General features: G+C 40.2%; 6 protein-coding genes. All 6 read right to left on the bottom strand.

What is annotated here, in order from left to right:
• Window positions 1–108: 108 nt before the first annotated feature.
• Window positions 109–1,896, bottom strand: a complete 1,788-nt coding sequence (locus ACOVQ4_RS06415) for a RagB/SusD family nutrient uptake outer membrane protein (RefSeq protein WP_421819824.1) — start codon at window positions 1,894–1,896, stop codon at window positions 109–111.
• Window positions 1,897–1,935: 39 nt separating this feature from the next.
• Window positions 1,936–4,962, bottom strand: a complete 3,027-nt coding sequence (locus ACOVQ4_RS06410) for a SusC/RagA family TonB-linked outer membrane protein (protein WP_421819823.1) — start codon at window positions 4,960–4,962, stop codon at window positions 1,936–1,938.
• A gap of 48 nt (window positions 4,963–5,010) precedes the next feature.
• Window positions 5,011–6,900 carry a RagB/SusD family nutrient uptake outer membrane protein gene (locus ACOVQ4_RS06405; protein ID WP_421819822.1) on the bottom strand — a complete coding sequence of 630 codons (1,890 nt, stop codon included), beginning with the start codon at window positions 6,898–6,900 and terminating at the stop codon, window positions 5,011–5,013.
• Between the two features lie 13 nt (window positions 6,901–6,913).
• Window positions 6,914–10,042, bottom strand: a complete 3,129-nt coding sequence (locus tag ACOVQ4_RS06400) for a SusC/RagA family TonB-linked outer membrane protein (RefSeq protein ID WP_421819821.1) — start codon at window positions 10,040–10,042, stop codon at window positions 6,914–6,916.
• 888 nt (window positions 10,043–10,930) lie between these two features.
• Complete coding sequence (locus ACOVQ4_RS06395) at window positions 10,931–12,268, bottom strand: DUF3237 family protein (RefSeq protein WP_421819820.1); 1,338 nt, start codon at window positions 12,266–12,268, stop codon at window positions 10,931–10,933.
• Window positions 12,269–12,284: 16 nt separating this feature from the next.
• The coding region (locus ACOVQ4_RS06390) for an SDR family NAD(P)-dependent oxidoreductase (protein WP_421819819.1) at window positions 12,285–12,867 on the bottom strand (583 nt) is incomplete at its 5' end.

Here is a 12,867-nt window from a genome sequence, read left to right as displayed (position 1 = left end):
ATGTTGTTTGTCAGAATTTCAGCCTAGCTTAAAATCTAATCAGCCAAGCTGAAATTCGACTTTTGAAAAAATTTATATACCTTGTTGTTCTGCTATTTCAAGCGCTTCTTAATTCCAACCTTGATTTTGCTCCAGTGCTGAGTATTTCAACACTTCCGAATAAGGAATTGGACCGTATTTCATATAACTTTGGAAAACTCTTGATTCCACGCTTGGAAGAACGGTGTACGCACCACTACGAATACTAACTCCTTTGGCAGCTTCGGTGAGGTTGGCATCCCAGCGGCGCAAGTCCCAAAATCTAAATCCTTCAAAACATAGTTCCAAACGGCGCTCATTACGAATCAATTGGCGCATTTGTTCTTTATTGTTTTTGATACTTTCGAGATAGGCATCATTGTTGGCTAAGCCAATTCCTGCACGACGGCGAATGGCCCTTAGAATATCATACGCCGAATAAGCATTTGTTCCTGTACCAGTAGGTCCCCAAGCTTCGTTGGCTGCTTCTGCATAACTCAAGGCAATTTCGGTATAACGAATATGCGGTTTGTAATGACGCTGATTCGTCGAAGAGGTTGGGTTGAGGTTCACATCCTGACGCAATAGCTTACGCATATAATAGCCCGTTCTAGTCGAGGTAGCTACCTTGTTGAGTCCGTCGTTGGTAGTTCCGTCGGCAGCGGTATTGATAGCAGTGTTGTTGACACCAGCCGTAGCACCATTGACCAAAATGAACATTTTCAAACGAGGGTCACGATTTGAATAGGGGTCATTGGGATTAAAACCACTGCTAGGGTCGCTAATAGGATATCCATTGACTGTCGGAAAAGCATCTACTAAGTTTTGGGTTGGATTGATTCTACCATTTCCAAAAAGTGTTGGTGGAAAATTAGCTTGCTCCAAGTCACGGTTTTCGCCCCAGTTGTTACGCCAAAGTATTTCTGGAGGATTAGCACCATCTTTCAATGCTGCAATTTCTGCCGTGTTGGAATACCATGTAAGTCCACTAGCTACATTGCTGGTAATAGCATTGATTCCACCATTCAGATTTAGTACTTGTGCCGAGTAGTTTGCTGCATCAACCCATTTGTTAGCATTGTTTGGATTAAAGGCTGGACTTGCTGCCAATAGCGCCACTTTTGCACGAATAGCCTTTGCAATACGACCGCTCAAAAGACCGCTAAATGTTACTCCGAAAGCACGGTTATATTGTTCTATCGTAACGGTACCGTATTTGGTTGGAATTTGTGATTCTTGCCCCGATACTAAGTTTTGATAATCAAGTGGCAAACGAACATCTGCACTATCTAAGTCTGTGTAGATTTGCTTGATACAATCGTCAAAACTAGCTCTTGGTAAATTGAAATTATCGGAGGTTGTTTGAGTTTTTGTCAAAATCGGAACCCCCAACATGTTACCTCCTTTACCTACGCCAGCATGAGCTTGTAACAAATGATACATCAATAATGCTCTAATCCCAAATGCTTCGCCTTTGATACGCATAGCAAACAGTTTGCTTGCCACAGGATCGTTGACCCATTTTACCTTATCTACCTCTCCAAGCATGATATTCATGTATTGAATCCCAGCATAACAGTTGGTCCATTGGTTGGCAGGGTTGTTATTGGCTGTCCATTGTCCTGTAGCCATTTTCAAATACCCATTATTTTGGTCGTTGGTTACGGCATCATCGGTGGCTACATCATTAAATGACCATGAGTTACTTGGAATTCGGTTGTATCCATTTAATAAAATACCAAATGGAAATCTAGAATCGCTTGGTAAATAGGCATTTGGGTCTAATTGCCTGTTGTTTTCCTGCGCAGGCTCTATCAAGTCTTGGCAACTTGTGAGCAAGAGGATACAGGCCAAAAATTTTAATATACCCTTATTCATATTCATCATAGTATAAGTTTCTAAATATTAGTAAAAAACCTAAAACAACGCTTTTACGCCTAGGTTAAAGAATCGTGTTTGTGGTGAGCTAGCTACATTCAACTCAAGGGTTTCTCTGTTTTCGGAGAAAGTCCAAAGGTTAAATCCATTCACATATACGCCCAATTCACGCACAAAAGATTTCATTTTTAGTAAATCTGTTAAGTCATAAGTGATTTGAACTTTCGACAAGTCAAAACGGCTAGTGCTATACATCCAGAAATCAGATGAACGGAAGTTGTTGTCGCTGCTGAGGGTAGTTAAGCGAGGATAGGTAGCAGTCAACTTTGTAGCTTCTGTCCAGCGATTGCGTACCACTTCCGAATATTTATTTTCACCATATACCCAGAAATAAGAGTTGCTACGCATGGCATTTCCTCCGAAACGACCCACACCCAAAGCTAAGAACGTCAACTTTTTCCATTGTGCCGAAAGCGAAACGCCCATCGTAAACGGCGCACCAAACCAACCTCCTTTTCCTAAAAACACCTCATCACGTGAATCGATAATGCCATCACCATTTTGGTCTTTGTACTTAATATCGCCAGGTTTTACTTGACCAAATGTTTGTGATGGTGAGTTTTTGATATCATTTTCATCTTGGAAAAAGCCTAAATTTTGTAAGCCCCAAATACCATCCAGTGCCTTACCTTGTCGGTTTTGGTAAGCATTTTCGTAAAGCTCAGCTCTTTTTATGGCAGTAGTTTGGTAATAAGTACCATTGATGCCCAAGTTCCAGTTTACATCTCCAATTTTCTTGTTCAAATTGGCAGAGAAATCAAATCCTACACGCTTATCTTCATTATAGTTTACATAAGGAATAAATGAAGACACTGGCCATCCTGTTGTGAAATATGAAGGGAACAGTACAGATGCTTGAATGATATTTCCAGTCATTTTATTCATAAAGAAAGTACCATTCAAATTCAATAAACGATTAAAAAAGGTACCTTCTAAACCAATATTGATTTCTTCTCTTCTTGGAAATTTCATATTAGGGTTGTCGCCTCTTCTTGATTCAGTTGCCTGAATACCCGTTCCATCTTTCCAACCATACCATGAACCAGCACCAGTATAAAATCCTTGGTAGAGATAATAATCATTGATATCCAAGTCGGTATGCAGGATGCTTGCCGAAGCAGTAAGTTTTAGGTCATTCACAACAGATGAGTTTTTCAAGAAATCTTCACGACTCAATCTCCAGCCCAAAGAAACCGATGGAGAGAATGCCTGACGGTTATTGGGTGGCAACTTAGCTGAGTGAATATACGCCGTACTCAAATCCAAGTAATACTTGTGATTGTAATTGTAGCTTGCTAAAAAGCCAAGGTTTGCATTACTAGTTCGGTGATAAACCGCTGATTCGGATTGTTGAAAACCATTTGCCAATAAAATCGCTGAGAAGTTGTGGTTAGTACCAAAAGTTCTGTCATAGTTCAATTGACCCGAGAAAGCAATCGTTTGACGATACCAGTTACCACTCACGTTTTGTGTTCCAGATTTAGCATCTTGGTTATAAACGGTCAAACTACTAATCAAATCGGTTCCGCTATAATTATTCCACGTTGGCGAGTAGGTAGCATACGAGTAATTGTATGACAATGAGTAAGCTGTAGCATAGTCTACCGCAAAACCAGTGCGGAACGACAACCCTTTTAACACATTACGCAAATCTGCTTTCAGACCAGTGTTAAACTGAAATTGACGGTTAGAATACTGGTTATTTCCACCTGCATAAATCGTTGCGATAGGATTGGTTTGGTCAAGCTGAGTACCGCCTAGTAAATATTTTCCATCGATAAGATTGTTACTATTTTGAATCCAAATTTGTGAAGCTGCATCTTCTTTTTCGATTAAATCTATCGGAATTAAAGGAGCAAAACGGTTGGGACGTACCGTAGCAGCATTTCCCCAATAATCAGTATTTACCCCTCTTCCAGTATAAAAAATCGCTGTAGCATCAGCATTCATCGATATATATTCATTGAGTTGAATATCAAGGTTTCCTCTAAAATTAAGACGATCCGAATTATTGTTATTTTTGGCTTCCCCAAAGTTCAATAAAGAGCCAGTTGTTGAATATCCCAAGTTGGTATAATATCTTACACGCTCGTTTCCTCCCGAAATTTCGGCGGTGGCATCGTAGCGAGTAAACACATTTTTGAGATAATCAGAAGAATAAAAATCTACATTCGGGAAACGGTATTTATTACGTCCTGAACCATAGTTATAGATATCTAATTCTGAATATAAATCTGTCAAGCCATCATTTCTACGAGCTTCATTATACATGGTCATGTATTCTGCCGAACCCAAGTATTTTGGATAGCTTTTAGGAATATTGATACCACTGTTTACTCTCAAATCAAAACGACGTTTTCCTGCCTCGCCACGCTTGGTAATCACATTGACAACACCTTTGGCAGCGCGACTACCATAAAGTGCTACGGCATTGGCACCTTTCAAGAAAACAATTTCTTCTATCTCTGTAGGAGCCACATTTCCCGTTTCGCGAGGAACACCATCAATCATAAATAGATAATTACCCATGCCCCAATTGCTATTTCCGTTGAATCCAGAGGCAAATGCTTCCATGCCATCGAGGGTATTTGTAAAATAGTTTTTGTTTAAAAGCTCTTTTACATTGACCGAAGCAACTCCCCCCAATAAGTCTTGTTTTTCTACCTCTCTAAAAGCAGCGTGAATTAAATCACGTGTTTTTTCTGGGGTAAGATTAATTTGAGAAATCGCTTTTGTAATGGTAATATACTTTGTTTCAAACCCTTTAGCCGAAATGGATAAAACATCATTTTGAGCTACTTCATATTCAAAAGAACCAAAAGCATCTGTTGTAACAGCTTTGCTATTTTCGGCCGCACTTGTTACAACCGCCCCTTTCAAAGGTTGGTTGTTTACCCCATATACAGTAGCCTTTATCTGTATGGTTGGGGTGTCTTGTGCCCTCGATGTTACAGGCTGTAACATCATGAGCGTGCACAAGAAGAGGAGTATTTTTATGAACTTCATTTGCTTTACATTAATCTTTTCAAGGTATGATTATAGTATTAGCTCTGATTACCAACCAGGGTTTTGAGCAAATTCTAAATAGAGGTTGGCGTCGTTGTTTTTGAGCGGTAACCAATAATGCTTGTCGGTAAACTTACGTTCCAAAATGGTAGTCTCACGAATGTTCAACACTCTGTTTTCTTTAGGATCTTTGTTAGGGTCGAGCGTGTTGGCACGGTCAAATTCTAGTGATTTTTTCAGCGTGTAAGGGCTTTGAGTAAGCAACAACCAACGGCGTAAGTCATTGAATCGGTGTCCTTCAAAGGATAACTCAACGGCTCTCTCACGACGAACTTCCTCCATAAATAAATCCAATGACCCCAAGAATTTGCTTGCCACTCGTCCGACACTTGCTCTATCACGAATGACATTGATAGCATCTACAGCGGTTTTACTATAACTAGCCGATTTACCCGTTGGCGAACCATAACCTTGTGCAGCAGCCTCAGCATACATCAAATAAACATCAGCCAAACGCATATAAGGTAGGTGGATATTCAAACTCTTGTCGTAGCTATATCCTTGGTCGTATTTATTGGCCGTTCTTGGTACAAACTTAAATAATAGATATCCTGTACGACTGCCTGTTGCAATATCACGATACGAACCACCTGTATGCAGGTTGGCATAACGGTTGTTTGCTTCACTGGCATTCGGAATACTTCCAGCTACCATTTTTACTCCATCAAAAACAATATCATTATAAAAACGAGGGTCACGACCTTTCCAAGGATACTCAGGGTTATAGCCTGATTCGCTATCTGCTTGAGTAACATCTTTGATTGGCAAACCATTGGCCATACCATAATAATTAACGTAGTTGGAAGTTGGCAAAAACTTCACATCACCTTCGCTAATAATCAATGGCGAATACTGTTTGCTTGTACCCCAGTTGGAGCCATTAGCACCATAATAAGGGCCTCTAAAAATAGCTTCAGTTCCTCCTGGGATATTCCAGTTTTGACCAGTTGTATAAAAGTTGGTGTAATATTGAGCAAATGGTACCAAACTGTAAGGTGCTTCGCCACTTTCGCATAAGGATAATAATTCAGCAAAAGCGTCTGCTGCTTTTTTGCAGTATTCGGCATTATAAGTACGGCTACCACCTGATACTGAGTTCATTAATGGACTACCAGCCCAAAGGTAATTTTTCCCTAAATACCCCAATGCCATAATCTTATTGATACGAAGCTGGTTTTTACCCAAGGTTCTTTTTCCTGCTGTGGTATTATCCCAGTTGGTTGGCAAAAGATTTGCCGCTTCTCTAAAATCGGCAGCGGCTTTGTCGGCACACTCACTGTATTTGAGTCGAGGTAAGGTAAGTTTTTGATCACCCGGAAGCACCGTATCAATGTAAGGTAGTCCACCAAAATATTGCATAAACATAAAGTGGTACCAGCCTCTGAAGAACAAGAGTTGTCCTTTGATAAGGTTTTTCTCTTCCTGAGTTGCATCGGTTAATTTATCGATATTAGCCAAGCCCATATTAGCTTTACGAATCGCGTACCAACCTAAACCCCAAAGTGATTTAGCAAAGCGGTCGTCGTTGGTTTGGTTATTGTTACGATCCATCCAACCCGCTTGCCAGCCGTCAAAGTTGCGTTGCCATCCCCAAAAATCTCCATTGTCGATTTTTACACAAAAATGAAAAGTCTGAGCGGTAGATTGAATTTCATCTTCTCCCCAGTTCCAAGAGTTGGTCCAATACGCATTCGAAAAGTCTGGTATACAATGATATAACTCTTCAGTAAAGCCTTGAAAGTTAACAAAATTTTTAAAGGCATCTTTGTCTGAAACCAATGACTGAGGGTCACGGTCGAGGAAATCCTTGCAGGAGGTAATTCCAAAAGTCATGGAAAGACCCACCGCCACAAACAAGAGTTTAATTTTCTTAATCATGCTTTTGTTTTAATTAAAAGGTAAGATTTAGACCTAAATTGAATCGTTTAACGGTAGGATATGCTCCTTGTGAAGCCCAGCCCGTACCAGCAAAATTCGATTCGCGGTCATCTGGCATTTTGCTCCAAGCGATAAGGTTGTTACCGTTGAGATAAATTCTGAGTCCTGAAACGCCCAATTTTCTACTAAATTCTGGGGTAAAGTTATAGGCGATTTCAGCATTCTTTAAGCGTACATACGAACCATCATACATATATTGCGTGCCTCTGTAATACCCTTGTGGGGTAGTCAACCAGCGTGGCATTGGATTAGCATTCGGGTTACTCGGCGACCAATAAGCACCTTCTTGATACACTGTGTGACTTTGTGAACTCAAACTTCTAAATTCTACCTGACGCGTTACGTTGTTTACTGCGTAGAATTGTACAAAAGCCGAGAAGCCTTTCCAGTCTATACCAAAAGTAGCATTGTAGGTATTGGCAGGCCAGCCCGTGTATCCATACGGGATATTGTCACGTGAATCAATCAAACCATCACCATTATAATCTACTAAATAGTAATTACCTGGGAGTTTTTGGTTATCATTGGCATTCTGAATCGCACTTCCATATAATTGATCCCAAGTGTTGTACATACCACGACTTACATACGAATATGCTTGGTTGATTTGCATGCCCTCTGATTTTTGATAGTCTGGTAATAATTCAGGGTTCGCTGCTTCAATAATCTTATTTTGCGTATGTGTCATGTTGAGGTCTGTCCATAACCTAAAGTTTCTCAAGGATTTATTGAGGTGTAACTCTAGTTCATAACCGCTTGATTTTACCGCTCCTAAATTGGCTACAGGAGGAGTTGCACCAAAATAAGTCGGAACGTCTGAACGGTTTGCTAACAAAATTTTACTTCTATTATCTGTAAAAAAGTCTGCTTTACCCTTAACGAATCCTTTCAAAAATTCGAAGTCAACTCCAACATTGTACTTTTCTGATTGTTCCCATTGCACGTTTGGGTTACCTACTACCGTTTGGCTATACCAAGTATAAGGGCTTTGTTCGGCAGCTTCGCCACTGATACCCAATCTTGATCGTCCATTATAATTCCATTGCTCCAAATATGGCCATCTTACGCCAAGGTTATCAAAACCAGTTTGTCCATACGAAGCTCTTACTTTAAATTGGTCAACAAATTTTAGAGACTTCATAAAGTTTTCATTCGAAACAATCCAGTTTAAACCACCTGATTGGAAGAAGGCAAAACGATAAGCCGCTGCAAATTGCTCTGAACCGTTGTAAGCTCCGTTATATTCTACCGTATACTTGTTGTTGTAGGTATAAGTTGTTCTAAAAACCCAGTCTTCACGATACGATGGAATCATACTACCATTGGCATAAACGTTGCGGTTCATCAAGCCCATGCCAGTTACATAATGCTTTCCTGCAATGTTTTTGGCATAATTTAGCTGTAATTGATAAAACAATCTTCTTTGACTAGCGCCAATTGTACCAGCCGCAGGATTCCACTTGATTCCCTCTTGAAAATCAAATCCTGTGATACCGTCAATGGCTTGACGATAGGTAACAGCTCCAGTTTCTGGATTAATCCACTTACGCTGTGTGTCGTTGTAAAGGTCATTAATACCTCTATCGCTTTCCACAAAAGTATTATCAAGTGAGATAGTACCTGTAAATCTCAAGCCTTTGGTAATCATATCCAACTCTTGGTCGAGCGTAAAGTCTGTCGTGATTCTGGCTGTTGTTTGATAAGAAACACCACCAATTGCCAAGCTTCTTGCTGAGTTTTCAGCTCTAGCTTCGTTTGGCGCATAATATCCCCATGAACCATCTGAGTACACTGGCAAAAACAAGTCTGGTGCTGCATTGTAGGCGTCAATCCACGAGCCATATTCTGAGCCAGTAAAGCCCCAAGGGCTTTTGCGAACCCCATACGAGCCTGATAGGTTGGTTTTGAATAAAGTAGTTGGCGTTAACTGAAAGTCCAAATTACTTCTCACATTCAAGCGGTCAAAACCAAAGCCTTGTGAATAGCCTCGGTTGTTATTGTAGGTTTTAAACAAATCTGCTTCATGCAAAAAGTCGGCACTGGTAAAATACTTTACGGTATTTGTACCCCCGCTAATATTCAAGTTAGCGTTGTTCGACCAAGCATGTGATTTGAACAAAGTTTCTTCCCAGTTGACATTCGGATAACGCTCAGCTTCTGCTAAGTTTGCTGGATTGCGGTACTTGTTTAGAATGTCAAATGGCAAATAATCACGCCAACCCTCTGGCTTCGTAGCAAGTTCATATTCGATAACGTCGTTTCTTATACGTAGAGCATCAAAAGAGTCATACTTCCCTGGTAGTTTAGATGGAGACTTCAAAATAGTATTCACCGTTGCACGGATAGAAGCCTTACCAGTTTTACCTCTTTTGGTTGTAATTAGGATTACACCATTGGCACCTCTCGAACCAAATACAGCTGTTGCAGAAGCATCTTTCAATACAGTTACGGTTTCTACCGAACTGATATCCACACTATTCATAGGACGCTCGACACCATCTACCAAAATTAGTGGGTCTGAGTTGTTCCAAGTACTTCGTCCACGAATGATAATTTGTGGGTCTTCGGCCCCTGGCAAACCTGTACTGGCATTGGTAATCAAACCTGGCACGTTACCTGTAAGGGCTGCACCAATACTCGATACCCCACCCGCACGCTCAAGGACTTTTCCTGTGGTTTGGGTTACTGATGCTACTACGCCTTCTTTCTTTTGCTTACCATATCCAACCACAACAACTTCGTCTAGGGCAGTTTGAAATTCTTCTAAAACGACATCAATTGTAGTTTTTTTCCCGACTAAAATCTCCTGCGGTTTAAAGCCGATTGAACTAATCAGTAATGTTTCTTTGGGAGAACAGTTGATACTAAAAGCACCATCTTTGTTGGCGTTGGTTCCTTTGGTAGTTCCCTTTACTGCAATGGTCGCTCCGGGTATCGGTTCGCCTGATGAAGACTTTACAGTTCCTCTTACTGTTTGAGCTTTTGAGGTGAAGCTCATAACCCCAATCATAAACGAGACAAACCATGCTACTAAGTGAAGTTTATTTCGAATAGTTGAAATAGGTAGGTTAAAGTGTTTCATACATTAGAGTAAAATATGATTCATTTAATATTTAATATAAAATTACAATGCAAAGTAAGGTTGTGACTGAAAAATACATTAGCACAAATCTTCAAATATGTATTCATTATGTTTATGCCACACACAAAGGTGTCTTATTGACACTTTTTGGGAGAAAACAATCTCGATTCTATATCATAAATGTGCTGATTCACCATAACCCTAGAGTCTTTTGTGAATTTCTTAGGAATACTATGATTTTATTTATGGAAGTGTTTTTGCAGTTAAACTCCCATTCAATGATTGGCAACTTCGGCTTGTTCGGAGAATTGTGATCTGTTGCAGATTTGTGACTAGTGAGAATGTAGTAGAATAAGTAGGAAAACGTTATTTGTTAATTGTCTGATTACTGGACAAAACGAGAAAGCGTTTCTTAGGTGTTGAGCCTTTTTCACTGATGATTTTAAAAACAGTTTAAAACTGTTAAAAAAATGAGTCCAAGACTAAGTCTTGAACTAGTATCTTCAAATTTGTCCAGTAATCAGGTTAATTGTATATTGGTTATTTGAAAATATTTATAATCAGAAGGTTAAGTTCAAATTTTACCTCAGATATACTATTGATTTAATCTTTCCTCCTACTTACTTATTTTTGAAAAATAACAATTTAAAAAGTAAGGTACATTTCCGAAATCTGATATCTAAAATAAATCTATTAAATAAGTGAGCAAAATTAGATTTAGTTTTTTTTAGGGAACAGGCAAGAGGCACTAGGCAAAGCGTGTTAAATAGATTTTAATTAAGGATAGATATGCTTTCGCCAATTGCCCATCGCTGAAAGCCGAAAGCGTGGTAACTTAATAAAGACCTTTTGCCTAATGCCTAGGGCTTACCGCCTAAAGCAATTATGCTATTTCACCGCCCAAATCTGAATCAAAACATGGTCGGGTTTGCGGATTCCTTTACACAAAAATAAGCTATTATTTACCCATTCGTATTTTCCTTTAGGAGCCTCTAGTGTCGGAATCGTTCTAAAATAGTATTGTGATGGGTCTACATTTTCTCCCTTGGCTATTTTGGCAGCAATTTCGGGCGAAGCCACTCGTAATCCATTATTTTTTACATAAATAATAACTCCATCATCTGTTTTGATTTGATAATTAGCATCAAGTTCCGCCACACCGTCAGCTCTCACGATTTGCCAATCGGCACCACCCGACAATACTTGTCCTTTGATACTTGGGCCTTCGAAAGTACCTCCAACAATTGGGATAATGCGTCGTAGTCCATGTGGAGTCTGACCTACTGTGAGGGCTTCGCTTAGTAATACTTTTATTTCACAGAAAAAAGCTAAGCCTGGCGCTGGCGGTTCGGGAGTGGTTAAACCGTGCAACTGTAGCCAATCTCCAAAGCGTTCTGTCCATGTATCGGTAGGAATATTTTTCTTACTCATACCGAATCCATGACCTCCTTTTTCGTAAATATGTAACTCAGCGGGCTGTTTGGCTTGCGTCCATTTGCTGTAAATAGAAGAACTATGCAAAGTAAAACCCAGTTGGTCATCCGAAGCGGCTGCCACAAAAATTGGCGTTGGTTGGGTTGGGACTTTATTGCCTAAAATAGCTTTTTCGTAAGCATAAATCGGGGCAACAAAATTGGGTCTCTCAGCATCATTGGCTGTATAAACTACTGACATGGTTAAGGTTCCTCCTGCCGAAAATCCCATCATGCCAACTTTATTTGGATTAATACGGAATTTCTCTGCATTCTGACGAATATACTGAATTGCCTTACGACCATCTTGTGTAGCTAAAGGAATTACAGCCGCATTTTCTTGGTCGAGCGCCTTCATATTACTCATTTTACCCATCAATTCCGTAATAGGATTTTCTGTAAACGAGCGTGCTACTCGGTATTTCAAGACGAATGCCGCAATACCTCTTTCATTCAACCATTTGGCTACGTCAACCCCTTCATTATCCATCGACAAAGTATGAAAAGCTCCTCCTGGCGCAACGACGATGGCTGTTCCATTTGCTTTGTTTGGATTAGGTAAATAGGCTGTAATCGTTGGGTCAACGACATTATAGGCAGTGCGTCCACCCCAATTAGCATTGGTTAACTCTGACTCCTGCCAAGTCCAGTTTTCTGAGCCAGGCGCTTTGCCTTCGTACAATCGGATAACTTCTTGTGCTTGAGTCGTATATCCTAGCATTAGTCCTAAGATACACATAACTATTTTTTTCATAATAAAAGATTTTGTGTTATTTCATTCCCATTCTAATAGCACCATCCAAACGGATTACTTCGCCATTGAGCATGGTATTTTCAATGATTTGTTGTACCAATTTCGCAAATTCTTCAGGTTTTCCTAGTCTCGCAGGAAAAGGAATTTGTTGCGCCAAAGATGCTTGTGCTTCGCTGGACAAATTTGCTAACAAAGGTGTTTCAAAAATCCCCGGAGCAATCGTCATCACACGAATACCCATACGAGCAAATTCGCGGGCAATGGGCAGCGTCATCGCTACCACTCCACCTTTAGATGCTGAATAGGCCGCCTGTCCGATTTGCCCGTCAAAGGCTGCTACAGAAGCGGTATTGATTACGATTCCTCTTTCGCCTTGTTCGTTGGGCGTATTGTGCTGCATAATATTTGCTCCCAAACGAAGTACATTGAATACCCCAACCAAATTGATTTGAATGACTTTCTGGAAAAAAACTAAATCATGTGGGCCATCTTTGCCCACAACTCTTTTGGCGGGTCCAATTCCCGCACAATTGATGACCCCGTTGATTTTTCCAAAATGAGAAAGGGCTTGTTCAATCGCTTGTGACACCTGCGTTTCA

The sequence above is a fragment of the Flectobacillus sp. genome, assembly GCF_049240685.1.
GTDB lineage: Bacteria > Bacteroidota > Bacteroidia > Cytophagales > Spirosomataceae > Flectobacillus.
The sequence above is the reverse complement of the archived record's forward strand: the minus strand, read 5'-3'. Positions and strand labels throughout refer to the sequence as shown.